The organism is Rhizobium sp. P2_G2, assembly GCF_056403555.1.
In genome coordinates, this window is record NZ_JBFUFF010000007.1 from 39,763 (window position 1) to 65,331 (window position 25,569).

Genomic DNA, 25,569 nt, shown 5'->3' on the forward strand with positions numbered 1-25,569 from the left:
TTTCTCCGACACGATCGGGCACCGACCCGCGGAGATGCCCGTGAACGAAATCCTGATCATGGCCGACGAAAAGCTTCTGGCCGAGCGCCAAGTCTGGCTCGATTCGCTCTCCGGCGAACGGCGGCTGTCGGAACTCACGATCGAGGCCTATGAGCGCGATACGCGGCAATTCCTGCAATTCCTGGCAAAACACGCCGCCGGGCCAGCAAAGCTCTCCGACATCCGCGACTTGCGCCCCGCAGACCTGCGCGCCTTCCTCGCCAGCCGCCGCAAGGATGGCGCCGGCGCGCGCACCCTTGGCCGCGGTCTCGCYGGCCTGCGCTCTCTCCTGTGCCATCTGGAAAAGAAAGGCCTGGTGAACGCCGCGGGCGCCCGGGCCGTGCGCTCGCCAAAGCAACCGAAGAGCCTGCCGAAACCACTCTCCGCCGAACAGGCGATCCTCGTCTCGTCCGATCACGGCCAGCTCGCCGAAGAGCCATGGATCGCCGCACGCAATGCCGCTTTGCTCGGCCTGCTCTATGGCTCGGGCCTGCGTATATCCGAAGCGCTGTCGCTGAAGAAAATGGATTTCCCGAAGGGTGCGGCGACGCTCCGGATCACCGGCAAAGGCAACAAGACCCGCATCGTGCCACTGCTGGTCGCAGCACTTGAGGGCGTCGAAACCTATATCCGTCTTTGCCCCTATCCGATCGCAGAGGATAAAGTGCTTTTCCTCGGCGCCCGCGGTGGGCCGCTGCAGCCGGCGATCATCCAGCGGGAAATGCAGAAGATGCGCTCGGCCCTCGGCCTGCCGGACACGGCAACGCCGCATGCGCTCAGGCACTCCTTCGCCACGCACCTGCTCTCCGCCGGCGGCGATCTGCGCGCCATCCAGGAATTGCTTGGTCATGCCAGTCTGTCGACGACGCAGGTCTATACCGGCGTCGACGCCGCGCGCCTGCTCGACGCCTTCGAGCGCGCCCATCCGCGTGCCGGTTAACCATAGTTATTAATGAAAATGAGAAGCTGAGCCGTTATCGTTCCGGCCACGTTAACGACAAGGTTGGACATGACGCTCGCATCGCTCTCCTCCGCCGACCGGCTCTCCCCGTCCAAGCTTGACCGCATGGCGAGTGGATTGACCTATGCTCTCATCCTCATTCATTTCCTGGCGCTGATGTCCGTCGCCTTCATCCTCTTCTCGCCGCCGGCACATGCCGACGAGGACGCAAGCTGTGGCGCCCGCGATCGGGTGGCCGATCTTGAGAAGAGCGATCCGGCTGCTTACGAAAAATTGAAGGCCGAGGGCGAAAAGGTCAAGAATTCCACCCATCGCTTCTGGAAAATGGAAAAAGCCGGCCAGCCGACCGACTGGCTGCTCGGCACCATGCACGTCGCCGACCCGCGCGTCACCGATCTGCCGCCGGAAGCCAAGGCAGCCTATGCCGGCGCCAAGACGATCATCCTCGAATCCGACGAAATTCTCGACGCGAAGAAGGCATCGCTGAAATTGTTCGCCCAACCGGGCCTGATGATGTTCACCGATGCGAAGACGCTGATCGACTATCTCTCGCCCGATGACCAGAAGGTGCTGGAAAAAGCGCTGATGGGCCGCGGCATTCCGCTCGGCTCGGTGGTCAAGATGAAGCCTTATGTCCTGACCTCAATGGTGGCTTTGTCGACCTGCGAAATCTCCCGCAAAAACAAGGGCGTGCCCTTCCTCGACCAGAAATTGGCCGTCGAAGCCCAGGCTGCTGGCAAGGAGGTAAAGGGCGTCGAAACTCTGCAGGAACAGCTCGAAGCCATGGCCAGCATGCCGGTCGAATTCCATGTCCGATCGCTGATAAGCACTGTGCGCTATCCCGACTATACCCGCGACATGATGGAGACGACGATCAAGCTCTATCTGCGCAGCCAGATCGGCATGATCTTCCCCGCCGGCGCCTATTTTGCGCCGGAAAAGAAGGAGAGCGATTTCAAGGACATGAATGAGTTCGAGAATCGCATCGTTACACAGCGCAATCACCACATGGCTGACCGGGCCGAGCCTATGCTCGCCAAGGGCGATGTGTTCATGGCCGTCGGCGCCCTGCACCTGATCGGCGACCAGGGGCTCGTCGAACTGTTCAGGGCAAAGGGCTATACCGTCACGCCGGTGGATTGAGCCAAGGCAAGCCTCCTGCCGAGATTCATCAATGTCGTCTTGACAATCAGTTTGTGAAATGGCGTCACAAACGCGATGTAGATTCTGCCAAGCAGTATCTTGCGGCGAACGAGCGTGGTCGCGCTGACGATCTTGCGGCCATGTCCCGCATCCCGGACGTGCATGACAATACGAAAATCCAGGTGTCGGTCATCGAAGCCGAGCACGACCTCGTCGTCGGCACGGCTGACGACGGGAAAAATCCCGATCATCTCGATCTCGTCGGTCGGCTGATCCGTAGCCGCCTTCAATCCGACGACACCGACCGCCGCATTGCGCAACTGCATCAGCAACCGGACCCACAGCGGGAAGCGGCCGATCGCCATCCGCGTCGCATCGATTGCCGACAAAACATCCGCCCGAATCTCTATCTCATAGCAGTCTGCCCAATCGGCCGCTGGCAGGGCCGGATTCGGCAAGTGCGGTGTGGTCGAGACCGGCTTTTCCATGGGCAAAACCCCTTGATCGGATCGGCACACTCTAACTGATCGGCGAAGGCAAGGGCAGTCGTTTCAATGGCTGCGGCAAATCGTGCGGCGATAGGCCGAAATGGAAAGAGCGCCGCTGTTCCCATCGCAGCGCCCCTGGAAATATTCCTGGACCAATCAGATATGGATCGGCTTGAAGAAAGTCGCGAGCGCGGCTTCCTTCACCGCTTCCGACATCGTCGGATGCGCATGCGTGGTGCGGCCGAGATCCTCCGACGAGCCGCCGAATTCCATCAGCACCGTCGCCTCATGGATCATCTCGCCGGCACCGAAGCCGACGATATGGGCGCCCAGAACCCGATCCGTCGCCTGATCGGCGAGGATTTTGACGAAACCTTCCGTCACTTCCATGGCGCGGGCGCGGCCATTGGCGGTGAAGGGGAATTTGCCGACCTTGTAGGCCACGCCTTCTTTCTTCAACTCTTCCTCGGTCTTGCCGACCGAAGCCACTTCCGGCTGAGTGTAGACGACGCTCGGGATCGCGTTGTAGTTCACATGTCCATGCTGGCCAGCCATGATCTCGGCCACGGCCACGCCCTCGTCTTCGGCCTTGTGTGCCAGCATCGGCCCGCGCACCACGTCGCCGATGGCATAGACACCAGGCATATTGGTGCGGAAATGGTCGTCGATCTCGACCCGGCCGCGATTGTCGATCGTGACCCCGGCTTCAGCGAGACCGAGGCTGTCGGTATAGGGCTTTCGGCCGGTGGCGATCAGCACGACATCAGCTTCCAGCGTCTCGGCAGCGCCGCCCTTGACCGGCTCGAAGGTCACCTTGGCGCCCTTGGCGCTCTTTACGACACCCGTCACCTTGGCGCCGAGCTTGAAGTCCAGGCCCTGCTTGGCCAACATGCGCTGGAACTGCCGCGACATTTCGCCATCCATGCCGCCGAGGATCGCATCGAGATATTCGACCACGGTAACCTTGGCGCCCAGCCGGCTCCAGACCGAGCCGAGTTCGAGGCCGATGACACCGCCGCCGACCACGATCAGATGTTCCGGCACCTTTTCCAGCGCAATGCCACCGGTCGAGGAGATAATCACCTTCTCGTCGATATCGACCTTGACGCCCGGAATGCCGGCGACGTCGGAGCCGGTGGCGATGACGATGTTCTTCGTCTCCAGCACCTGCGTCTCGCCGTTGTCGGCGGTCACCGAGACCTTGCCCTGGCCGAGCACCTTGCCGGTACCCTGGAAGGCATCGATCTTGTTCTTCTTGAACAGGAAAGCGACGCCGTCGACATTCGATTTCACCACGGCATCCTTGTGCGCCATCATCTTGTCGAGGCTGAGGCTCACGCCGGAAAGCTCGATGCCGAGGCTCTGCATGCCATGGTGCGCATGCGCATAGAGTTCGGAGGCATGCAGCAGAGCCTTGGACGGGATGCAGCCGATATTGAGGCAGGTGCCGCCGAACGTGGCGCGCTTCTCAACCACAGCGGTCTTCAGGCCGAGCTGAGCCGCCTTGATGGCGCAGACATAGCCGCCAGGGCCGGATCCGATAACGATGACGTCGTATGACATGGAAAATCCCTTCGCTTCCGGCGGTTAGCGTCCGCCGCTGACATTCAGTAGGGCGCCGGTAATGTAGGACGCCTGGTTGGAGAGTAGATAGGTGACCGCATCGGCGACTTCATCGGCCGTGCCTGCCCGCTTCATCGGAATGTCGGGACCGGCCTGGCGCGGCCGATCCGGCAGGCTGCCGGAGGCGTGAATCTCGGTGTCGATAATGCCTGGGCGCACCGCATTGACGCGGATGCCTTCGGTCGCCACTTCCTTGGCAAGCCCGATCGTCAGCGTATCGATCGCCCCTTTGGAGGCGGCATAGTCAACATAAACATTCGGGCCGCCGATCACGGCAGCCATCGAGGAATTGTTGATGATTACGCCGCCACGACCGCCATGGCGCGTCGACATGCGCTTCACCGCCTCGCCGGCAACGCGGATCGCACCCAGCACATTGATATTGAACATCCGCTCCAGCCGCGCCCAGCCCATCTCGTCGACGCGGGCGACGGTATCGACCACGCCGGCATTGTTGAACACGCCGTCGAGCCGGCCGAATTCACGGTCGACAGCAGCATAGATCGCCATCACGCCCTCCTCGCTGCCGGTATCGCCCTGGACGATCTTCGCCAAACCGCCCGCGGCGACGATCTCGTCGGCAAGCGCGCGGGCCGCCGCTTCGTTCGAGACATAATTGATCATCAACTGCCAACCCAGGCTAGCAGCCTTGCGGCAGACGGCAGCACCGATGCCGCGGCTGCCGCCGGTGACGAGAAGAACGCGATCGTCGCTCATGAGCACCCTTTCAAGGCTAATACATCCCAAGGCACGACCGTAGCCTTGATCTTCTTCCAGGCATCGGACGCCTGCAGCGCCGGACCGAATCCGGGCAACAGAATTTCCGGAGCCGCCTTGGCGCCCTGCTGCGGCAGGAGTTGCAGCTTGCCCTGGTCATTGCCATAGATCACGCCTTGCCAGACCGTGCAGGCGGCAAGGTCAGCACCCGTCACATCGCCGTCGGGGCAATTGTAGAACAGCATGCCGTTGGTGCGCTCGACCGTGTCCGACGGCATGACATAGCCGTCGAGCACTGCACCGCCTTGTTTCACCTTCACGATGAACCGATGCGTCGAGGATGAGGAGGCGAGGTCGACCGGTTCGAAGGTCAGCGTATAGGCACCCTTGGAATCCTCATAGATGGCGTGCTCTTGCGGGCATTCGGCAGCCATCGCCGGCAACATGCCGCACGCGAGAAAAGCAACAATGGCAAAGGGCCGAAACATTACCATTTTGGCTCCGCCGGCATGGCTCAGCTCCCGATCGCTGCGTTGAAAGCCCAGACGTGGCCATAGGGATCTGCGATACGGGCGTAACGCGCGCCCCAGAACATATCGCCCGGCTCCATGATCGAGGTCGCGCCGGCCGCAACGGCACGGGCATAGGCGGCGTCCAGTTCGGCTGCCGACTTCATGTTGATGTTGATCGCGAAACTCGTGCCACCCAGCGTCGTCGGCGCGCGCACCGTACTTCCATGCTCGGGGAATTCGTCGTGCAGCATGACCTCGCCGCCGTAGATGGCAAGATTGGCATGCATGACGCGCTGGCCATCGTCATGCAGCTTGAAGAACGTATTCTCCGCACCGAGCGCCCGCTTATAGAATTCGATCGCCTCGACGCCGCCGCTGACGCAGATATGCGCCTGGATGGCCGGAATGTTTTCGAATGCCATGTCTTCCTCCTGCCGGATGGTGGACTAGAAAAGCACGCTAAGAAACATGATGAGCAGGCCGAGCATCGAGACGAGCCAGACCAGCGAGCGGATATAGGGAATGCCGGCGAGATAAAGCGGGATGTAGGCGATGCGGGCGACAAACCAGGTGAGCGCCCCGGCATGTCCCCAAGTCGAGGCCGGATGGGTGATGGCAAGCGCCAGCGCCAGACCGACAAAAGCTGGATAACTTTCGCGGAAATTCTGCGAGGCGCGATCCGCCCGGCCGGCAAATGCGCTCTTCACCGGTCTCCGGTCGTCTCGCGGCCCAGCATTCCAGTCGGAACCGAGCTCATGCGTCGCCAGATTGGCCTGCAGCATGATGTGAACGACGAGCAGCATAACGCTCCACGCGACAAGCACGGGAAATGTCGTAAACACGAAGACGTTCATGGCCACTCTTTCACGAGGAGGACGCGGGGAATCCCGCGCCCTTGCCGGCATCTGCCGATCAGAGATCGAGAACCAGGCGTTCCGGATCTTCGAGGCTCTCCTTGACGCGAACGAGGAAGGTCACCGCTTCCTTGCCGTCGACGATACGGTGGTCATAGGAGAGCGCCAGATACATCATTGGCCGGATCACCACCTGGCCGCCGATCGCCATCGGCCGCTCCTGGATCTTGTGCATGCCGAGAATGCCCGACTGCGGCGCATTGAGGATCGGCGAGGACATCAGCGAACCGTAGACGCCGCCATTGGAAATGGTGAAGGTGCCCCCCTGCATGTCGGCCATGGAGAGCGCGCCATCGCGCGCTGCCTTACCCAGCCGGCCGATTTCCTTTTCGATCTCGGCAATGCCCATCTGATCGGCATCACGCACCACCGGAACCACCAGGCCCTTGTCGGTGCCGACGGCGACGCCGACATGGCAATAGTTCTTGTAGATGATGTCGGTGCCGTCGATCTCGGCATTGACCGCCGGGATTTCCTTGAGCGCATGCGTGCAGGCCTTGGTGAAGAAGCCCATGAAGCCGAGCTTGACGCCATGCTTCTTCTCGAACAGGTCCTTGTACTTGTTGCGCAGGCTCATCACCGCCGTCATATCCACCTCGTTATAGGTGGTGAGCATGGCGGCGCTGTTCTGCGCGTCCTTGAGGCGCTTGGCAATGGTCTGGCGCAGACGGGTCATCTTGACCCGCTCTTCGCGGACCTGATCGTCGGCCGAGGACGGCGCGCGCACCTGGACGGGCGCGGGTGCCGGCACTGCTGCGGCGGCCGGCTTGGCGATCGCCGCGAGCACATCTTCCTTCAGCACCTGGCCCCGCTTGCCGGAACCGTCGACGGAGGAAACGGCGATGTTATTGTCCGCGGCCACCTTGGCGGCGGCCGGCGAGGCGGGCATCGCGCCCGGGGCCGGCGGCGCAGCCGCCGGAGCAGGCGCTTCGGCCTTGGCGGCGGGTGCGGCCGCAGCCGGTTGGGCGCCGCCTTCGGAGATCTGGCCAAGCAGGCCGCCCGGCTCGACCGTGTCGCCCTGCTTGACGGTGATTTCGGAGAGCACACCGGAAGCCGGCGCCGGCACTTCCACCGTCACCTTGTCGGTTTCCAGCTCGAGAAGGATTTCATCGGCCTTGACGGCCTCGCCGGCCTTCTTGAACCAGGTGCCGACGGTGGCTTCGCTGACGGATTCGCCCAATGTCGGGACGCGGATTTCGGTTGCCATGGGATCTAGTCCTGAATGTTGACTTGTGTTGGTCGTTCGGGTCGGTTGAGAGCAAAGCGGGCTTGCCTAGGACGGCAAAGCGGGCTTTGCCTAGAGGTCGTCGATATCGCGGATGATCAGCGAGGGCATGTTGGAGACTTCATAGCGAAAGCCGAGATTGGCGATCGCCACGGGATCGGCGGCGGCCAATGCCTCGGCCTCCGCCTCGTTTTCGGTTTCCACGATGGCAATTCCATAGGCCCCCTTCGGATCGAAGACCGGGCCAACGACAACGGCGCGCTGATCCTCAGCGAGCCGGCGCCAATATTTGGAATGCTCCGTCATCGCGCTCTTTTCCACTTCGTTCATGTCGAAGGGAAAGGTCGCGCGCGGCGGCAGAAGCTTCAGGTGGAAATAGCCCATCGCCTCCGTCCTCAGCTGCCGAGCGCGTCTTCAAGGAAGGCCGCGAGCTGCGCCAGATGCTTGGACATCAGGCCCGTCGCTGTCGAGGCAGCGGCCGGACGGCCGGTATAACGCACCTGCTGGTACTTGGCATCGATATGCGCCAGCACCCATTCCAGATACGGATCGATGAACGACCAGGCGCCCATATTCTTCGGCTCCTCCTGGCACCAGACCATTTCCGCATTGCGGAAGCGGCTGAGCTCGTTGATCAGCGCCTTGGCCGGGAACGGATAGAGCTGCTCGATGCGCAGCAGGTAGATGTCGTCGACGCCGCGCTTCTCACGTTCCTCCAAGAGGTCGAAATAGACCTTGCCGGTGCAGATGACGACGCGGCGGATCTTACTATCCTTCTGCAGCTTGATCGGGCCGTCCTTGATCACCTCGGCATCGTCCCAGAGCAGGCGATGGAACGAGGATTCACCGGCCAGTTCGGCCAGCGCGGAAACCGCCCGCTTATGACGCAGCAGCGACTTCGGCGTCATCAGGATCAGCGGCTTGCGGAAGTCGCGCTTCATCTGCCGACGCAGGATATGGAAATAGTTGGCCGGCGTCGTGCAGTTGGCAACCTGCATATTGTCTTCGGCGCAGAGTTGGAGGAAGCGCTCCAGGCGAGCCGAAGAATGTTCAGGACCCTGGCCTTCATAGCCATGCGGCAGCAGGCAGACCAGGCCGGACATTCTGAGCCACTTGCGTTCGCCCGAGGAGATGAACTGGTCGAACACCACCTGCGCGCCGTTGGCGAAGTCGCCGAACTGCGCTTCCCAGAGCGTCAGCGCATTCGGACGGGCCAGCGAATAGCCATATTCGAAGCCCAGCACCGCCTCTTCCGAGAGCATGGAGTTGATGACTTCATACTTGGCCTGGGTCGGCGACAGATTGGCGAGCGGGATATAGCGCTCTTCCGTTTCCTGATCGTAGAGCACCGAGTGGCGCTGCGAGAAGGTGCCACGTTCGCAATCCTGGCCCGAGAGCCGGATCTTGTGGCCGTCGAGGCAGAGCGAGCCGAAAGCCAGCGCTTCCGCCGTCGCCCAGTCGATGCCTTCCCCGGTCTGGATCATCTGCGCCCGGTTTTCCATGAAACGCTGGATGGTCTTGTGGGCGTTGAAGCCTTCCGGGATCTCGGAAATCTTCTTGCCGATCTCCTTGAGTGTCTTCATCGGCATGGCAGTCTTGCCGCGGCGCTGCTCGTCGGCATTGTCGGCGGTGCGAAGACCCGACCAGACGCCGTCCAGCCAGTCGGCCTTGTTGGGCTTATAGGACTGGCCGGCTTCGAATTCCTGCTCGAGATTGGCGCGCCAGTCGGCCTTCATCTTTTCGAACTCGCCCTGGGTGATCAGCCCCTCGGCAATCAGGCGGTCAGCATAAATCTGCGCGACCGTCTTGTGCGAACGAATCACCTTGTACATCTTCGGCTGGGTGAAGGACGGCTCGTCGCCTTCATTGTGGCCATAGCGGCGATAGCAGAACATGTCGATCACGACCGGCTTGTAGAACTTCATCCGGAATTCGATGGCGATCTTTGCGGCATAGACCACGGCTTCCGGATCGTCGCCATTGACGTGGAAGATCGGCGCCTCGATCATCTTGGCCGTATCCGACGGATAGGGCGACGAACGCGAGAAGGYCGGATTGGTGGTGAAGCCGATCTGGTTGTTGATGATGAAATGCATCGTGCCGGCGACGCGGTGGCCGCGCAGACCGGAAAGCCCGAGGATTTCGGCAATCACGCCCTGGCCGGCAAAGGCTGCATCGCCATGCAGCAGGAGCGGCAGCACCTTCGAGCGCTCCTTGAGCGGAATGATGTCGCCATCCCACTGGGTGGCAAGCTGGTCCTGCTTGGCGCGCGCCTTGCCCATGACGACCGGGTCGACGATTTCGAGATGCGACGGGTTGGCGGTCAGCGACAGATGTACTTTGTTGCCGTCGAACTCGCGATCCGAAGAAGCGCCGAGATGGTACTTGACGTCACCCGAACCTTCGACATCGTCGGGCGCATAGGAGCCGCCCTTGAACTCATGGAACACGGCGCGATGCGGCTTGTGCATGACATTGGTCAGCACGTTGAGGCGGCCGCGATGGGCCATGCCGACGACGATTTCCTGCAGGCCGTCCTGGCCGCCGCGCTTGATGATCTGCTCCAGCGCCGGGATCAGCGACTCACTGCCGTCGAGGCCGAAACGCTTGGTGCCCTTGTACTTGACGTCGATGAACTGCTCGAAACCTTCGGCCTCGATCAGCTTGGAAAGGATGGCCTTCTTGCCGTTCGGGGTGAAATCCACGCCCTTGTCCGGGCCTTCGATGCGCTCCTGGATCCACGACTTGATCTCCGGATCGGAGATGTGCATGAACTCGACGCCGAGCGTCGAGCAATAGGTACGCTCAAGAATCTCGATCATCTGGCGCACGGTCGCATATTCAAGACCGAGCACGTTGTCGATGAAGATCTTGCGGTCCATGTCCTCCGGGCCGAAGCCGTAATTGGAGGGCGACAGTTCATGATAGTCCTCGACCGGGGCAGCGATGCCGAGCGGGTCGAGCTTGGCATGCAGGTGGCCGCGCATGCGATAGGCACGGATCATCATGATGGCGCGCACAGAATCGCGCGCCGCGCGCTCGATCTCCTGCGGGCTGACGGCCTGGCCTGCCGCAGCCGGCGCCAGCGCTGCCTTGGCTTCGAGCTTCTTGGTAACCGCCTTCTCCACCGTGGGCCAGTCGCCATCGAGCGCACTGACCAGTTCGCCGTTCATCGGCACCGGCCAGTTCTTCTTCTGCCAGGAGGCGCCCTTGGCCGCCTTGGAAATGTCGGAGGGACTATCCTCAAGCGCCTTGAAGAACTGCTGCCATTCCTGCGTCACGGACGACGGATCGTCCTGATAGCGGGCATAGAGCTGCTCGATATAATGCGCATTGGCGCCATCGAGGAACGATGTCGCCGCAAACTGCTGGTTGGCCTCTTGCCTTGCCATGTTTCCAATGCGGAGATCTTCTCCGCCTCCTTTTAATTGCCGCTGCCGGGACTGCCGGCAGAGATTGCGAAGGCGGGACCTTTGTCCCGCCTCATGATGTTCAGCCCTTGAGCACTTCGACCAGGGTCTTGCCGAGACGCGCCGGCGAAGGCGACACGCGGATGCCCGCCGATTCCATCGCCGCGATCTTGTCTTCCGCGCCGCCCTTGCCGCCGGAAATGACTGCGCCGGCATGGCCCATCGTGCGGCCGGGAGGAGCGGTGCGGCCGGCGATGAAGCCGACCATCGGCTTCTTGCGACCCTTCTTGGCTTCGTCCTTGAGGAACTGCGCCGCGTCCTCTTCGGCCGAGCCGCCGATTTCGCCGATCATGATGATCGACTTGGTTTCGTCGTCAGCGAGGAACATTTCGAGCACGTCGATGAATTCGGTGCCCTTGACGGGGTCGCCACCGATGCCGACGGCGGTCGTCTGGCCGAGGCCCTCGTTCGAGGTCTGGAAAACTGCCTCATATGTAAGCGTTCCCGAGCGGGAAAGAACCCCCACCGAACCCTTCTTGAAGATGTTGCCGGGCATGATGCCGATCTTGCATTCGTTCGGCGTCAGCACGCCCGGGCAGTTCGGCCCGATCAGCCGCGACTTGGACGCGTTGAGCCGGGCCTTGACCTTGACCATGTCCTGCACAGGAATGCCTTCGGTGATGCAGACGATCAAAGGGATATCGGCATCGATCGCTTCGATGATCGCGGCGGCAGCACCTGCCGGCGGCACATAGATGACCGACGCATTGGCGCCGGTGACGTCCCTGCCCTCGGCGACCGACTTGAAGATGGGCAGAGTCTCGCCCTTGGCGCCGGTCCAGGTTTCCCCGCCCTTAGACGGGTGAATGCCGCCGACCATTTTCGTGCCGTGATAGGCAAGCGCCTGCTCGGTATGGAACGTGCCGGTCTTGCCGGTCAGGCCCTGCACGAGAACCTTGGTATCTTTGTTGATCAGGATGGACATTCAGACTTCGCCTTTAGGAGTGATTGGAAGAAACGGAACGGGCGCGGCGATAACGACCGCTGACCACGTCCTGCCATGTGTCGCTGCCGGCGGGCGCGAAGGACACGCTCATCCGGTAGCAGTCTGCATTCTCGAATTGATAGACGGTGCGCTGGCGGCCGCGCGGCGATGTTCTGGTGAAGACCAGAGCCTCGTCCCGCCATTCACCCGATGCAGGCGAGGGCGGCACGAAGCCGATCGAGTCGAACTGGTAGAGCTTGTAGCTCTCGTCCGACGGATCGAAGCCCAGCACGTTGCGCGATTCGAAGCTCACCGCGCCGTCGCGCATCTGCCGATAGCGCTGCTCGACGAAAAAACCGTCGAACAGGCTTTCGGCGTCGACGCTTGCGGTGGCTTCGCCTGCCGCTGTCCAGGCTGATCCCGCCACGCGCTCTTCACCTTCCCAGCGGCCGGCAAAGGCCGCCAGGCGGAGATGCTGAGCTGTTGGGGGAAGCGGGGACGTCATGACTTGGCGCTCCGCGCATTTTTCATGGGCAGAACCATCCACAAGCTCACTGCGGCGCCTATGACCCAAATGGCACCGAAGAGACAGAAAGATGCGACTGCGCCGTTGCCTTCCGATTCACCGAACCTTGCGTAGGTTTCGGTTACTTCGGAACAAGCCCAGAGTATGCCGGCCACGAGGATGGTCAGTACGACAAGACTTGCGATCAATCTGTTCAGCCCCAGGCGACATGCTTGAGCGACCAGCAGCATGACTGCTGGAGGCCCAAACACGATCGAGGCAAAGAACAGTTGATCCACGACACTCAGCCCTTGACCGCCTTGACGATCTTCTGGGCGGCGTCATCGAGATCGTCGGCCGGAATGACGTTCAGGCCGCTATCGCGAATGATCTGCTTGCCCAATTCGACATTGGTGCCTTCGAGGCGCACGACGAGCGGAACCTCAAGTCCGACTTCCTTGACGGCAGCGATCACGCCTTCGGCGATGACGTCGCATTTCATGATGCCGCCGAAGATGTTGACCAGGATGCCCTTCACCGCCGGATCGGCCGTGATGATCTTGAACGCCGCCGTCACCTTCTCCTTGGTCGCGCCGCCGCCGACATCGAGGAAGTTCGCCGGCTCGGCGCCATAGAGCTTGATGATGTCCATCGTTGCCATGGCAAGGCCGGCGCCATTGACCATGCAGCCGATATTGCCGTCGAGCGCGACATAGGCGAGGTCATATTTATGCGCCTCGATTTCCTTGTCGTCCTCTTCCGTCTGGTCGCGCAGTTCCTGCACGTCCGGATGGCGGAACAGCGCATTGCCGTCGAACGACACCTTGGCGTCGAGGACGCGCACACGGCCGTTCTTCATGACGATCAGCGGGTTGACTTCGAGCAGGCTCATGTCCTTCTCGACGAAGGCCTTGTAGAGCACCGGGAAGAGCTTTGCCGCATCAGCCGCCGCTTCGCCCGAGAGCTTCAGCGCATCCGAGAGCGCCTTGATATCGGCATCCGTCACGCCGGCCGCAGGCTCGATCGCCACGGTGACGATCTTTTCCGGCGTGTCATGCGCCACGGTTTCGATATCCATGCCGCCTTCGGTCGAAACGACGAAAGCGTTCTTGCCGACCGAACGGTCGACCAGGATCGAGAGATAGAGCTCGCGGTCGATATCGGCGCCATCCTCGATATAGAGGCGGTTGACCTGCTTGCCGGCCGGGCCGGTCTGCTTGGTCACCAGCGTGTGGCCGAGCATTTCGTTGGTATTGGTGACGACCTCTTCGATCGTCTTGGCCAGCCGCACACCGCCCTTAGCGTCCGGGCCGAGCTCCTTGAACTTGCCCTTGCCGCGACCGCCGGCGTGGATCTGGCTCTTGACCACGTAAAGCGGGCCGGGGAGCTTCTTGGCCGCAGCCTCCGCTTCGCCGGCCTTGAAGACGGGTACGCCGTCGGCCACCGGAGCCCCAAAACCCTTGAGCAGGGCCTTGGCCTGATATTCATGGATATTCATGGATCTATCCTGTCGGAAATGACGTTTGAAGAGGCTTATTTCAGGCTGGGAGCAATGCCGACGCAGGCGTCGCAAAGGCCCTGGACGGCGGCGACGGACTTCTCGAAGGCAGCCTTTTCCGCGCCGTTGAACTCGACCTCAATAATGCGCTCGACGCCACCGGCGCCGATCACGGTCGGCACACCGACATACATGTCCTTGACGCCATATTGGCCGGTCAGATGCGCGGCACAGGGCAGAACGCGCTTCTTATCCTTGAGGAAGGATTCGGCCATCATGATTGCAGCCGCTGCCGGGGCATAAAAGGCAGAGCCGGTCTTGAGTAGGCCAACGATCTCGGCGCCGCCGTCACGGGTGCGCTGGATGATTTCTTCCAGGCGCTCCTTGGTGACCCAGCCCATGCTGACGAGATCCGGCAGCGGAATGCCGCCAACGGTCGAGTAGCGGGCGAGCGGCACCATCGTATCGCCATGGCCGCCGAGCACGAAGCCGGTGACGTCCTCGACGGAAACGTTGAATTCCTGCGCCAGAAAATAGCGAAAACGGGCCGAATCAAGCACGCCGGCCATGCCGACGACCATGTTCTTCGGCAGGCCTGAGAATTTCTGCAGAGCCCAGACCATGGCGTCGAGCGGATTGGTGATGCAGATCACGAAAGCGTTCGGGGCATATTTCTTGATGCCGGCGCCGACCTGTTCCATGACCTTGAGATTGATGCCGAGCAGATCGTCGCGGCTCATGCCCGGCTTGCGCGGCACGCCGGCGGTGACGATGCAGACATCAGCGCCTTCGATGGCCGAATAGTCGCTCGCACCATGATAGTTGGCGTCGAAACCATCGACCGGAGAGGATTCGGCAATATCGAGACCCTTGCCCTGGGGAATGCCATCAGCAATGTCGAACAGAACCACATCGCCCAGTTCCTTCATGCCAGCGAGATGCGCCAACGTGCCGCCGATCATGCCCGAACCGATGAGTGCGATTTTCTTACGCGCCATGAGAAATGTCCTTCAACGTTTATTAGACCGCAGGAGACTGATTTGCGCTTTCAGGGTCCCGATGGCGCAATGGCCTAGACCCAAAAGGTGAATAATTCAACCGGTAAATTTTGGGTGAGCAAATTCAATCGGTTAGATCATTATTTTCTTACGTAAACGTCAATTATTTTCGTGATTTTATAATACGAATGTCACAAATCAATGGCATTCGGCGATATAATCGGCGCTGCGCATTTCAAAAAGTCGTGAGACCGTGCGGTCGAACTCGAAACCCTCGTGGCCGCGCCTGACCGGCAGCAATTCTTCAGGCATGACGGCGGCTGAGGCAATCAGTCGCACATGATGATCGTAGAGCGTATCGATGAGATTGATGAAGCGCTTCGTCGGACTGCGCATCTCTGTTGTCAGGACCGGAATGTGCTCGATGACAATGGTCTTGTAGCGCGCCACGATCGCCAGATAGTCGGTCGCACCGAGCGGCGCCTCGCACAGGTCCTTGAAGGTGAAACGGGCAGCGCTGGCCGCCGCTTGCGGCACCAGGATCTGCCGGCCCTTCATCTCGATCGTCTCGGAACGGGATTTCGCCCCCTCCGTCAGTTCATGCCAGGCCTGCTCGATGCGCGTATCGTTGAGCCCATCGATCGGCACCAGCCAGACCGGCAGGCTGCGGGTCTTTTCCAGCCGGTAGTCGGTCGGCGTGTCGAGTGAGACGATATCGACATAGCGCTTCATCAGATCGACGAAGGGCAGGAAGAGCTGCCGGTTCAATCCGTCGCGATAGAGATCGTCCGGCGCCACGTTCGAGGTGGCGATCAGCACCGCGCCGAGCCGGAAAAGCTCGGTGAACAAGCGCGATAGAATCATCGCGTCGGCGATGTCGGTGACGGAAAATTCGTCGAAGCAGAGGAGGATCGCCTCTTCATAGAGGCTCGCGGCCACCGGCGGCATCGGATCAGCCTGCTTTGTGTCGCCATTCTTCAGTCGCTGGCGATGCGCGGCAATGCGATTGTGCACATCGGCCATGAATTCGTGGAAATGTGCCCGCCGCTTGCGTTGGATCGGCGCGACTTCGAAGAACGTATCCATCAGCATGGTCTTGCCGCGCCCGACGCTGCCGTGGATATAGAGCCCACGCACCGGCTCTTCGATCTTGCGCTGAGAGGCGAACAGCCAGCCAAGCACCGAGGATTTGGCTGCCGGCTGTCGTGACTTCAGGGTGGAGAGAACCGTGTCCAGCTTCCTGGCGATGGCGAATTGCTGCGCATCACGCTGCAAATCGCCATCCGCCACCATTTTCTCCAGGCGCTCGACGACGCTCTGGGAATAGTCAGGCGGAGCCAGCATCTGCAAGATCCATGTGATGATTAGCGGGAAAGGCTGACCGTCTGGCCGGAGGTGAGTGCGCCATCAAGGCGGTTGTCGGCGGTCTTGTAGAACCGCGCCAGGGGATTTCCGTTGCGATCCTTGAGGGTCACCTGCTTGCCGTCGACTTCCCAGGAGCCCATGCTGGCAAGCGGGCCGACGCAGCCGCGCGTGCCGCCGCGCGAGCCGGAGCCAAGGTTGGTCAGCGTCAGGAACATGTCGCAGGTGGTGCCGCCATTGTTGACCTTCCAGCCACCAACCAGCGATTCTTTCTTGATGTCCTGCGCGTTGGCCGCCACTTGCATATTGGCGTTGGCGTTCTGGTTCTGCGACAGCGTCTGGTCGGTTGCCGGCTTCTGCGGGAATTGCGACGAGTCGGTCGATGTCGACGGATCGGGCAGGTTGTTGGATTGGACGGGCTGCACCGGCTGGGCTTCAAGCGGCTGTGGCTTGGTACCCGTATCGATGTCATCCATCCGGTCGCTGGCGCATCCCGTCAGCATGAGCGCGATCGACACCGCACCGACAGCGAAAGAAACCCGCATCCCCAACTCCTTGAAACTCGAAAAACCCGGCAGTTCTCACAACCGGGAAAATATGGCGGAATTAGCGTAAGACAGTATGGTTAACAAGTCGTAACCCCTGCCGGAACGCCATATTCCATCACGGTTCTATGATAGAAACGCTCCGCCAAGGCAAAGCGTTCTTTGGTTTTTGCCGAACTGACCGCTGGCCTTTTTGCCAGTGCCTGATGGCGATTCAATGTCTGGTTCAGATACTCACCCAGAAGCGGCGGCACCGGTCCCGTTCCCATTTCACGTGTTCGCGCCTTCGCCTCGACCATGGACGTGACGAGGTCGAGGAGATCGGACTTGATCGTCACACCGCGAAGCAGGCCAGCCAAATCCATTGGCGGGAGTTCGCGAAAACCGTGCTCTTCCATATATTGCAACGAAAGCGCCGGGCGAAGCGCATAGAACAGTTTCTTCAGCTTGATGTCACCATCTTCAGACGAAAAGAGATGATGCCAGAGCAGTCCTCGATAATGTCGGGCAACGAGAAGTGGCTCGGTAATCAGATCGAGCAGCGCGCGAAGAGCAACACGGAAGCCGCTTGCCTCTTCATAGACATGCGGCGAGGTCACCCATTCGTGGATCACAGCATTGCCCTTGAGCGCGAGAAGCAGCGCTTTGCGCAAGTCCCAGCCACCGGCATCGATCTCGCCTTCGATCGGAAACTCGATCACATCACGCTGGACATACAGCACCAAATGGGCATCTGCCGGCCAGACATAGACGAAGCGGCAGTCATAATCGCTATCCGGCGATGGAAAGCCCCAGGCGCGACTGCCGCTTTCGATCGCGAACAGGATCGTCAGGCCGCTCTGGCGCACCCGGTCCAGCCGCGTCCGGATTTCAGCGACCGCTGTCGGATCAAATCCATCGAGCATGCGGCTCAGACCCGGCGCTCCACCATCATCTTCTTGATCTCGGCGATCGCCTTGGCCGGGTTGAGCCCCTTCGGGCAGGCCTGGGCACAGTTCATGATCGTGTGGCAGCGATAGAGCCGGAAAGGATCTTCGAGATTGTCGAGACGCTCGCCCTTGGCTTCGTCGCGGCTGTCGATCAGCCAGCGATAGGCCTGCAGCAGCACGGCGGGGCCGAGATAGCGATCGCCGTTCCACCAATAGCTCGGACAGGAAGTCGAGCAGCAGGCGCAGAGGATGCATTCATAGAGGCCATCGAGCTTGAGGCGATCCTCGTGGCTCTGCTTCCACTCCTTGGCCGGCTCAGGCGATACCGTCTTCAGCCAGGGCTCGATCGAGCGGTGCTGGGCGTAGAAATTGTTGAGGTCCGGGATGAGGTCCTTGACGACAGGCATGTGCGGCAGCGGGTAAATCTTCACCGTGCCCTTGATCTCGTCCATGCCCTTGGTGCAGGCGAGCGTGTTGGTCCCGTCGATATTCATCGCACAGGAGCCGCAAATGCCCTCGCGACAGGAGCGGCGGAAGGTCAGCGTCGGGTCGATCTTGTTCTTGATATAGATGAGCGCATCGAGCACCATCGGCCCGCAATCATCGACATCGATATAGTAAGTATCGATTGTCGGGTTCTTGCCGTCGTCCGGCGACCAGCGATAGATGCGATATTCTCGGACATTTTTTGCGCCCTGCGGCTTCGGCCAGGTCTTGCCGTCCGACATCGTCGAATTCTTGGGGAGAGCGAGTTCAACCATTTTCGTTTTCCTGTCCGTTGGCAAGAGCGTCTCTAGCCACGTTCAAATCTAATATCCTGTCACCAAAGCCGGCGATTTTCGCCTTGCCTATGAATTTTATGTCACTTGTGACCAGCTTGGCATCCTTGTCCATCAACGCATGCGCCAGATACATACAGTCATATACGGAGTGGTCGAGTGACTGAGACAAGACAAATCCCGCTTCCACAAGATCAACCGATGGAACCAGCCGATCAAAGAAGTAACGCAAGTTATTCACGGCATTCAACGCCTGCGCATCTTTCAGCTCACCGGTGCGAACCTTCCGCTGCAATACATTTGCGGCTTCAGCGATGACAAGCTCCGGCGCCGTTCGTTCAAGTCTTGGATCGACCAGAGACCGTGCAGCCTCAAAGCCGTCCTCTTCAACGAACCATTTAATTGCAACAGAGGTATCGATCACCAGCTTCAATTGCCACGAATCTCACGCAACAATTCAACACTGTCAGTCTGCTTCACATCCTTCGGTGTCATCGCCGCGATGCGCGCAGCAAGCGCTGGAAGGTCTTCGCGTCGCGGAGGTTCAGGCAGCGCTGCGTGCAACAAGGCTTCGACTTCCTGTTCGATAGAGCGATTGTGCTGACGGGCGAGATCAGAAATACGAGTCAACAGACTTTCATCATCAATCTTTATACGCATTTCACCCATTGTATCGCTCCGATATCAGCTTCCTATGCTCTTGAGGATATCATCTACGCTCGCTCAATACACCCGCGCCTTCGGCTCGATTTTGTGCGGATCGATACCCTCGGCGATCAGGTCCTTGTGCACCGGCCGATAATCCAGTTTCACATCGCCCGCATCGTTGACCCAGGCGAGCGTGTGCTTGCGCCAGTTCTCGTCGTCGCGGCCACCGAACTTGCCTTCGGTATAGTCCTCGCGGGCATGCGAGCCGCGGCTTTCCTTGCGCGCCTCGGCGCCGTAGACCGTGGTGATCGCGTTGGCCATCAGGTTTTCGAGTTCCAGCGTTTCCACCAGGTCCGAATTCCAGATCATCGAGCGGTCGGTGACCTTGATATCCGGCAGCTCCTTCCAGATAGCGCTGATGCGCTTGCAGCCCGATTCCAGCGATTCCTGGGTACGGAACACGGCGGCGTCTTCCTGCATGGTGCGCTGCATCTTTTCGCGCAACACAGCCGTCGGCGTGCTGCCGCTGGCGTAACGCAGGCGGTCGAAGCGCTCCATGATCTTGTCGCAGGCGGCGATATTGAGATGCGGGATCGGCTCTTCGCGATTGATCACCTCACCGGCTCGGATTGCCGATGCGCGGCCGAACACGACCAGGTCGATCAGCGAATTGGAACCAAGCCGGTTGGCGCCATGCACCGAGGCGCAGCCGGCTTCGCCGACAGCCATCAGGCCGGGAAGGATACGTTCCGGGTTGGCGCTGTCGGCATTGAGCATCTCGCCGAAGTAATTGGTCGGGATGCCGCCCATATTGTAATGCACCGTCGGCAGGACCGGGATGGGCTCGCGCGTCACGTCGACGCCGGCGAAGATACGCGCCGATTCCGAAATGCCCGGCAGGCGTTCATGCAACACGGCCGGGTCGAGATGGTCGAGATGCAGGAAGATATGGTCCTTGTTCTTGCCGACGCCGCGACCTTCGCGGATTTCCAAGGTCATGCAGCGTGAAACGACGTCGCGCGAGGCAAGATCCTTGGCGGTCGGTGCATAGCGCTCCATGAAGCGCTCGCCCTCGGAATTGACGAGGTAACCGCCTTCACCACGCGCGCCCTCGGTGATCAGACAGCCGGCGCCGTAGATACCGGTCGGATGGAACTGCACGAATTCCATGTCCTGTAGCGGCAGGCCTGCGCGCGCCACCATGCCGCCGCCGTCGCCGGTGCAGGTATGCGCCGAGGTGGCGGAGAAATAAGAGCGGCCATAGCCGCCCGTCGCCAGCACCACCATCTTAGCCGAAAAACGATGGATCGTGCCGTCATCGAGGTTCCAGGCGACGACGCCGGTGCAGCGGCTGCCATCTTCGGACATGATCAGGTCGAGAGCGAAATATTCGACGAAGAATTCAGCATTGTTCTTCAGCGACTGGCCATAGAGCGTGTGCAGGATGGCATGGCCGGTGCGGTCGGCGGCAGCGCAGGTGCGCTGCACCGGCGGGCCTTCGCCATAATTCTGCATATGGCCGCCGAACGGACGCTGATAGATGCGGCCATCCTCGGTGCGCGAGAACGGCACGCCATAATGCTCGAGTTCATAAACCGCCTTCGGCGCTTCCATGACCATATACTGCATGGCGTCAACGTCGCCGAGCCAGTCCGAGCCCTTGACGGTGTCGTAGAGATGCCACTGCCAGCTGTCCGGCGTCATGTTCTTGAGCGATGCGGCGATGCCGCCCTGGGCCGCGACCGTATGCGAGCGAGTCGGAAAAACCTTGGTGATACAGGCGGTCTTAAACCCCTGTTCGGCCATGCCGAGCGTGGCGCGCAGGCCGGCGCCGCCGGCACCGACGATCACCACATCATAAGAGTGGTCGACATAGTTGTAGGCCTTGCCGCCTTGGGCTGGGGAGGAAACGGAAGCCATGATGAATTATCCTGCGAAGCCGGTCTTCAGCACGGCGAAAAGACAGAGTGCGCCGACGACGACGGTGAAGAATGTGTTGAGCATCAGGCACACGACCTTAGCGCCCTCGTGATGAACATAGTCCTCGATGATCTCCTGCATGCCGATGCGCATGTGGACGAGGCCCGAAATTACCACAAGGCCCATCAGCACTGCGACGAACGGATTGCCGAGCGCCGCTCGAATCTGCGCATAGGATGAGTTGGTGTGAGCGATGACGAAAATGACGAAGAAGATGATCAGCGGCACATTGGCGGCGGCCGTCAGCCGCTGGCGCCAGAAGTGATCCGTGCCTTCCTTGGCGGAGCCGAGCCCGCGAACCTTGCCGAGCGGCGTGCGCATATCGACCATTTTGGGCCCCCTAGCGAACGAGATAGCCGATGATCCAGAGGATCACGGTGATGATCGGCGCGGCAATGAAGGTTGCCTTCGCCAGCATGGTGGTGAAATGTTTCTCAAAACCATAGCCGAGGTCCCACATGAAGTGGCGCAGCCCGCCGAGCATGTGCTGCACCAGCGCCCAGGTGAAGCCGAACAGGACGAGCCGGCCGACGATCGAGCCGAACACCCATTGCGCGGCGTTATAGTATCCCTCGCCCGAGGCGATGGCGATCAGCCACCAGGCGACCAGCACGGTGCCGAAATAGAGCGCTCCACCGGTAATGCGATGGAAGATCGAGGCGGCCATGGTGGGGATAAATTTGTAGACTTGAAGGTGCGGAGAAAGCGGGCGGTTATTTGCGGCATTCGCCATAGGGGGAGCTCCCGGGCAATGTCTGTGCCGGAGAGCCGGCACAAGGAGGCTGCAACACACGGCAAGCAAGCTTATGTGCATTGCGTCAAAACGGTGTTTAATCGCGTGAATGCGCCGCGGCAAGCCCTGCCAAACACGTATCTCGGATTTAATCGATTATTTTATTCCACTTCTTTCAACGACTTCACGACGGCCGTTAACCTTTTGCTAAAGTGCTGTGAAAGCGCAGCTTTCCGGCATTGATTCAATCGCGAACTCAGTGTTAACCTTTTGTTAACGATTACGCTGCTGCTCGTCCCGCGCAGCGGATCGGAACCGGGAGGTCTGGCCATGTTTTCGCGTTCCAAAACCCTGATTGCTCTGTCGACGCTGCTGCTCGCGACCGCCCTGGCTTCAGGCGCCACCGCCGGCGATCACCGCTACCGCATCCACCGGATCAAGCACGTCCCGATCCGCCATGTGACGATCAAGAACGCTGTCCGCATCATCGACCGCCGCACAATCGTCAACGCCAACAACAATCGCCTGCCCTATCGCGCGCCCGGCGAGGTCAACACCTATTCCGGCGGCATCGACATCTATTCCCGCGACAATGTCGGTTCTTGGTCCTATGGCACCGAACGCGCGCCGGCCGATCTGGTCGCAACGGGTGTAACGCTCAAGATCATCGATATGACGAAGGGCAAGAACGACTGCAGCATGGAGCACGGCGTCTGCGTCATTCGGCCGTAGCCATCACTACGGTTGGGTGGTCTTGCGCTAGGACAGTCGAGGTGTCATTTTAGCTGGCATCACACTTGTCATGCTGGAGGAGAGATGGAATGACCCAACACCAGCTTTCCATTAACAGCGCCCGAGCCATTGATATTGCAGAGCGACTTGCTCGGCAGGAGAACCGCTCTGTTGCCGAGATTGTCGAAAGAGCGCTTGAAGCCTACGAAAGCCTCGAATCGGAAAGGGAACCGGCCTCGTTGTTTTATGCGAGGTTGACCAGGGATAGCGGCAGCGATGTCGATCTGGACGCACTGATCGCCGAGAGTCGAAAACCTCATAAAGGGATAGATCTTTGATCTTCCTTGATACTAATGTAGTTTCCGAAACTTTGAAGAAAGCCCCAGACCCTAAGGTGGTTACTTGGCTTATACACAATGATGCGCAGCTTGCTTTGTCGACAATCGTGATCGCCGAAATCTCCTATGGAATCGAGAAAATTCACCCCGATCAGCGAGCTCGGAGACTCGAGCAGGGATTGACTGGCTGGCGGCAACGGTTCGCCAATCGGATATTCGGTTTCACTGAAGACGCGGCCCTGGCCTACGGCAACATCATGGGGGCTGCTTCGAGAAGAGGCGCCGGCCTATCTGTGCAGGACGGCATGATCGCTGCAATCGTTCTTGTTAACGGTGGTCGTTTGGCAACCCGCAATCTCAAAGATTTTCGCGCGGCGCAGATCGACGCGATCTCACCATGGGATGCCTGATCAGACGATCTCGTCGATCGCCTCGATCAGCCGGTCGCATTCCTCCGCCGTGCCGATCGAAATCCTTAGGAAATCCGAAATCCGCGGCTTGGCGAAATGCCGGACCAGCACGGATTTCTCCCTCAGCGCCGCCGCCAGCTTTGCTCCTTCATGTCCCGGGTGCCGTGCGAAGACGAAATTTGCCGCTGAAGGCAGCACGTCGAAGCCGCGCTGCCTGAGCGCGCCAGTCACCCGATCGCGCGACTCCATCACCTTGCGGCGTGTCTCGTCGAACCACGTGACATCCTCGATCGCAGCCGTAGCACCCGCTTCGGCAAGCCGGTCGATCGGATAGGAATTGAAACTGTCCTTGACCCGCTCCAGGGCCTCGATCAGCGGCCGTTGCCCGATGGCGAAGCCGACGCGCATGCCGGCAAGGGAACGCGATTTCGACAGCGTGTGGACGACCAGCAGATTGTCGTATCGGCGCGTCAGCGGCACAGCGCTTTCGCCGCCGAAATCGATATAGGCCTCGTCGATCACCGCAGGCACGTCAGGATGCGCTGCAACAAGCGTTTCCACTTCGCTCAGCGTCAAGGCAATGCCGGTCGGCGCGTTCGGATTGGCGAGAATGATCGCGCCGCAATCCTCATCGTAGTCTTCCAGGCGAATGCGGAAATCCTCGCCGAGCGGGATTGGCCGCGCTTCGATACCGTAGAGCAGGCAATAGACCGGATAGAAGCTGTAGGTGATATCCGGATAATAAAGTGGCCGTTCGTGCTTCAGGAGCGCCTGGAAGGTGTGAGCGAGCACTTCGTCCGAGCCATTGCCGACAAAGACCTCATCCAGCGCAACGTGGTGCAGATCGGCAATCGCCTGCCTGAGCCGGGTCGAGGCTGGATCGGGATAGAGCCGCAGCCGGTCGCCGGCCTCCGCAGCGATTGCCGCAATTGCTTTCGGCGACGGGCCGTAAGGGTTCTCGTTGGTATTGAGCTTGACGAGATTCTGGATGCGCGGCTGCTCGCCGGCGACATAGGGTTTCAGTGAGGAGACGATCGGCGACCAGAATTTGCTCATCTATTTTTCCCGGGTGGCGACATAGCTTGCGAACGTAATCAGCATATCCGCCTGCTCGCCCCAGGGCGAAAGCACGCTCTGTGCCTCCTCGACGAGTTCCGCAAGGCGGCCCTTCGCCCAGTCCAGGCCGCGGATCGACGGCAATGTTGCCTTGCCACGCGCCGCATCCTTGCCGGCCGCTTTGCCGAGCGTGGCGCTGTCGGCCGTGAGATCGAGCAGGTCGTCGCGCAGCTGGAAGGCTAAGCCGACGATCTCGCCAAAACGCACCATGCGGCCGCGTTCCTCCGAATCGGCACCGGCAATGATTGCGCCAGCCTCGGCAGCGAAACGGATCAGGGCGCCGGTCTTCATCGACTGCATCACCGTGGTTTCGGCCTCGCCGAGCCCACCTTTTTCTGCTTCGAGATCAAGCGCCTGTCCGCCGGCCATGCCACCCGGTCCGGCAGCACGCGCAAGATGAAGCGTCAATTCCAGCTTACGCTTCGCCGGCAAATCCGTTTCCGGTGCGCCAAGAATGTCGAAGGCGTAGGTCAGCAGGCCATCGCCGGCGAGAATGGCTGCGGCGTCATCGAAAGCCTTGTGCACGGTCGGCTGGCCACGACGGAAGTCGTCATTGTCCATCGCCGGCAGGTCGTCATGGATCAGCGAATAGCAGTGAATGCATTCAAGCGCCGCTGCGACACGCAACGCTGCGGCCCTGTCGCCTCCGAACAGCGCAGCACTTTCGATCACCAATACCGGGCGCATGCGCTTGCCGCCATTGAGGACACCATGACGCATGGCGGCGAACAGACGCTCCGGCCGGGCGATCTCGCCATCCCGCCGCGATGCAGACAAAAGATCAGCCAACAGCGCCTCGACGGCCGCCGCATGCGCCTTCAGTCTCTCGAAAAATTCTGCGTCCTGCATGCCCGCTCTTTGGCACGCCGATTTCGCACTTGCAACACGTCAAAACAGCCGATTTAACAAACTTTGGTCAAACCACTGGCAATGGAACTTCCGGCAGTTTATGAAATTCCCTCGCGACAGGCTCTCAGGA

At 60.5% G+C, this 25,569-nt stretch carries 30 protein-coding genes; 5 read left to right on the forward strand and 25 right to left on the reverse strand.

Annotated elements, in window-relative coordinates:
• The first annotated feature begins 40 nt into the window (after positions 1-40).
• Both AC1D06_RS08365 and AC1D06_RS08370 read left to right on the forward strand, forming a co-directional pair.
• Positions 41-979: a tyrosine recombinase XerC gene (locus AC1D06_RS08365; RefSeq protein WP_477985883.1), complete on the forward strand. Its 939-nt coding sequence runs from the start codon at positions 41-43 to the stop codon at positions 977-979.
• 69 nt (positions 980-1,048) lie between these two features.
• Positions 1,049-2,143 carry a TraB/GumN family protein gene (locus tag AC1D06_RS08370; RefSeq protein ID WP_477985884.1) on the forward strand — a complete coding sequence of 365 codons (1,095 nt, stop codon included), beginning with the start codon at positions 1,049-1,051 and terminating at the stop codon, positions 2,141-2,143.
• On the opposite strand, the gene AC1D06_RS08375 is transcribed toward AC1D06_RS08370, so the two are convergent.
• The 23 genes from AC1D06_RS08375 to sdhC form a co-directional block, all read right to left on the reverse strand.
• Positions 2,119-2,631, reverse strand: coding sequence for a DUF2867 domain-containing protein (locus tag AC1D06_RS08375; protein ID WP_477985885.1), 513 nt, complete (start codon positions 2,629-2,631; stop codon positions 2,119-2,121). The genes AC1D06_RS08370 and AC1D06_RS08375 overlap by 25 nt on opposite strands.
• A 156-nt stretch (positions 2,632-2,787) precedes the next feature.
• Positions 2,788-4,194, reverse strand: a complete 1,407-nt coding sequence (gene lpdA, locus AC1D06_RS08380) for a dihydrolipoyl dehydrogenase (protein ID WP_477985886.1) — start codon at positions 4,192-4,194, stop codon at positions 2,788-2,790.
• Between the two features lie 24 nt (positions 4,195-4,218).
• Positions 4,219-4,971: an SDR family oxidoreductase gene (locus tag AC1D06_RS08385; RefSeq protein WP_477985887.1), complete on the reverse strand. Its 753-nt coding sequence runs from the start codon at positions 4,969-4,971 to the stop codon at positions 4,219-4,221.
• Positions 4,968-5,465, reverse strand: a complete 498-nt coding sequence (locus AC1D06_RS08390) for a hypothetical protein (protein ID WP_477985888.1) — start codon at positions 5,463-5,465, stop codon at positions 4,968-4,970. Before AC1D06_RS08390 ends, AC1D06_RS08385 begins: the two co-directional genes overlap by 4 nt.
• Positions 5,466-5,485: 20 nt before the next feature.
• The gene (locus AC1D06_RS08395) at positions 5,486-5,905 is read right to left on the reverse strand and encodes a VOC family protein (RefSeq protein ID WP_477985889.1); all 420 of its coding nucleotides are present in this window, start codon (positions 5,903-5,905) and stop codon (positions 5,486-5,488) included.
• 24 nt (positions 5,906-5,929) lie between these two features.
• Positions 5,930-6,343 carry an MAPEG family protein gene (locus AC1D06_RS08400; RefSeq protein ID WP_477985890.1) on the reverse strand — a complete coding sequence of 138 codons (414 nt, stop codon included), beginning with the start codon at positions 6,341-6,343 and terminating at the stop codon, positions 5,930-5,932.
• Between the two features lie 52 nt (positions 6,344-6,395).
• Positions 6,396-7,604, reverse strand: coding sequence for a 2-oxoglutarate dehydrogenase complex dihydrolipoyllysine-residue succinyltransferase (gene odhB / locus AC1D06_RS08405; protein ID WP_477985891.1), 1,209 nt, complete (start codon positions 7,602-7,604; stop codon positions 6,396-6,398).
• A gap of 90 nt (positions 7,605-7,694) precedes the next feature.
• The gene (locus AC1D06_RS08410; RefSeq protein ID WP_477985892.1) at positions 7,695-8,006 is read right to left on the reverse strand and encodes a YciI family protein; all 312 of its coding nucleotides are present in this window, start codon (positions 8,004-8,006) and stop codon (positions 7,695-7,697) included.
• Between the two features lie 11 nt (positions 8,007-8,017).
• Positions 8,018-11,014 carry a 2-oxoglutarate dehydrogenase E1 component gene (locus AC1D06_RS08415; protein ID WP_477985893.1) on the reverse strand — a complete coding sequence of 999 codons (2,997 nt, stop codon included), beginning with the start codon at positions 11,012-11,014 and terminating at the stop codon, positions 8,018-8,020.
• A 100-nt stretch (positions 11,015-11,114) separates the two neighbouring features.
• Positions 11,115-12,017: a succinate--CoA ligase subunit alpha gene (sucD, locus tag AC1D06_RS08420; RefSeq protein WP_477874846.1), complete on the reverse strand. Its 903-nt coding sequence runs from the start codon at positions 12,015-12,017 to the stop codon at positions 11,115-11,117.
• 13 nt (positions 12,018-12,030) lie between these two features.
• Positions 12,031-12,522 carry a DUF1579 family protein gene (locus AC1D06_RS08425; RefSeq protein ID WP_477985894.1) on the reverse strand — a complete coding sequence of 164 codons (492 nt, stop codon included), beginning with the start codon at positions 12,520-12,522 and terminating at the stop codon, positions 12,031-12,033.
• Positions 12,519-12,821 carry a hypothetical protein gene (locus AC1D06_RS08430; protein WP_477874842.1) on the reverse strand — a complete coding sequence of 101 codons (303 nt, stop codon included), beginning with the start codon at positions 12,819-12,821 and terminating at the stop codon, positions 12,519-12,521. Before AC1D06_RS08430 ends, AC1D06_RS08425 begins: the two co-directional genes overlap by 4 nt.
• A gap of 5 nt (positions 12,822-12,826) precedes the next feature.
• On the reverse strand, positions 12,827-14,020 hold the full coding sequence (sucC, locus tag AC1D06_RS08435) for an ADP-forming succinate--CoA ligase subunit beta (RefSeq protein WP_477874840.1): 1,194 nt from the start codon (positions 14,018-14,020) through the stop codon (positions 12,827-12,829).
• 35 nt (positions 14,021-14,055) lie between these two features.
• Positions 14,056-15,018: a malate dehydrogenase gene (gene mdh / locus AC1D06_RS08440; RefSeq protein ID WP_477874838.1), complete on the reverse strand. Its 963-nt coding sequence runs from the start codon at positions 15,016-15,018 to the stop codon at positions 14,056-14,058.
• 198 nt (positions 15,019-15,216) lie between these two features.
• Positions 15,217-16,362: a cell division protein ZapE gene (zapE, locus tag AC1D06_RS08445; protein ID WP_477985895.1), complete on the reverse strand. Its 1,146-nt coding sequence runs from the start codon at positions 16,360-16,362 to the stop codon at positions 15,217-15,219.
• A 20-nt stretch (positions 16,363-16,382) separates the two neighbouring features.
• The gene (locus AC1D06_RS08450; protein ID WP_477874834.1) at positions 16,383-16,925 is read right to left on the reverse strand and encodes an AprI/Inh family metalloprotease inhibitor; all 543 of its coding nucleotides are present in this window, start codon (positions 16,923-16,925) and stop codon (positions 16,383-16,385) included.
• A gap of 80 nt (positions 16,926-17,005) precedes the next feature.
• A complete protein-coding gene (locus AC1D06_RS08455) occupies positions 17,006-17,830 on the reverse strand; it encodes a nucleotidyltransferase domain-containing protein (RefSeq protein ID WP_477985896.1) in 825 nt (274 codons plus the stop codon).
• 5 nt (positions 17,831-17,835) lie between these two features.
• A complete protein-coding gene (locus tag AC1D06_RS08460; protein WP_477874831.1) occupies positions 17,836-18,615 on the reverse strand; it encodes a succinate dehydrogenase iron-sulfur subunit in 780 nt (259 codons plus the stop codon).
• Positions 18,608-19,057, reverse strand: a complete 450-nt coding sequence (locus tag AC1D06_RS08465; RefSeq protein WP_477875127.1) for a type II toxin-antitoxin system VapC family toxin — start codon at positions 19,055-19,057, stop codon at positions 18,608-18,610. The genes AC1D06_RS08460 and AC1D06_RS08465 overlap by 8 nt, the downstream gene beginning before the upstream one ends.
• A 5-nt stretch (positions 19,058-19,062) precedes the next feature.
• Positions 19,063-19,302 (reverse strand): FitA-like ribbon-helix-helix domain-containing protein, encoded by a 240-nt coding sequence (locus tag AC1D06_RS08470; protein WP_477985897.1) that lies wholly within the window; start codon positions 19,300-19,302, stop codon positions 19,063-19,065.
• A gap of 54 nt (positions 19,303-19,356) precedes the next feature.
• Positions 19,357-21,201 (reverse strand): succinate dehydrogenase flavoprotein subunit, encoded by a 1,845-nt coding sequence (gene sdhA, locus AC1D06_RS08475; RefSeq protein WP_477985898.1) that lies wholly within the window; start codon positions 21,199-21,201, stop codon positions 19,357-19,359.
• A gap of 6 nt (positions 21,202-21,207) precedes the next feature.
• Positions 21,208-21,591, reverse strand: a complete 384-nt coding sequence (gene sdhD, locus AC1D06_RS08480) for a succinate dehydrogenase, hydrophobic membrane anchor protein (RefSeq protein ID WP_477874825.1) — start codon at positions 21,589-21,591, stop codon at positions 21,208-21,210.
• Between the two features lie 10 nt (positions 21,592-21,601).
• Positions 21,602-21,994 carry a succinate dehydrogenase, cytochrome b556 subunit gene (sdhC, locus tag AC1D06_RS08485; RefSeq protein ID WP_477985899.1) on the reverse strand — a complete coding sequence of 131 codons (393 nt, stop codon included), beginning with the start codon at positions 21,992-21,994 and terminating at the stop codon, positions 21,602-21,604.
• A gap of 330 nt (positions 21,995-22,324) precedes the next feature.
• Between sdhC and AC1D06_RS08490 the strand changes: the two genes are divergently transcribed.
• From AC1D06_RS08490 to AC1D06_RS08500, 3 genes are all read left to right on the forward strand, one after another.
• The gene (locus tag AC1D06_RS08490; RefSeq protein ID WP_477985900.1) at positions 22,325-22,726 is read left to right on the forward strand and encodes a hypothetical protein; all 402 of its coding nucleotides are present in this window, start codon (positions 22,325-22,327) and stop codon (positions 22,724-22,726) included.
• Between the two features lie 89 nt (positions 22,727-22,815).
• Positions 22,816-23,064 carry a plasmid stabilization protein gene (locus AC1D06_RS08495; RefSeq protein WP_477874819.1) on the forward strand — a complete coding sequence of 83 codons (249 nt, stop codon included), beginning with the start codon at positions 22,816-22,818 and terminating at the stop codon, positions 23,062-23,064.
• The gene (locus AC1D06_RS08500; RefSeq protein ID WP_477985901.1) at positions 23,061-23,474 is read left to right on the forward strand and encodes a PIN domain-containing protein; all 414 of its coding nucleotides are present in this window, start codon (positions 23,061-23,063) and stop codon (positions 23,472-23,474) included. The genes AC1D06_RS08495 and AC1D06_RS08500 overlap by 4 nt, the downstream gene beginning before the upstream one ends.
• Here the strand turns inward: AC1D06_RS08500 and hisC are convergent, their stop codons facing one another.
• Together hisC and AC1D06_RS08510 are read right to left on the reverse strand one after the other, a co-directional pair.
• Positions 23,475-24,530, reverse strand: coding sequence for a histidinol-phosphate transaminase (hisC, locus tag AC1D06_RS08505; RefSeq protein ID WP_477874817.1), 1,056 nt, complete (start codon positions 24,528-24,530; stop codon positions 23,475-23,477). It lies immediately after the preceding gene.
• Complete coding sequence (locus AC1D06_RS08510; RefSeq protein WP_477985902.1) at positions 24,531-25,439, reverse strand: polyprenyl synthetase family protein; 909 nt, start codon at positions 25,437-25,439, stop codon at positions 24,531-24,533. It lies immediately after the preceding gene.
• Positions 25,440-25,569: the final 130 nt, after the last annotated feature.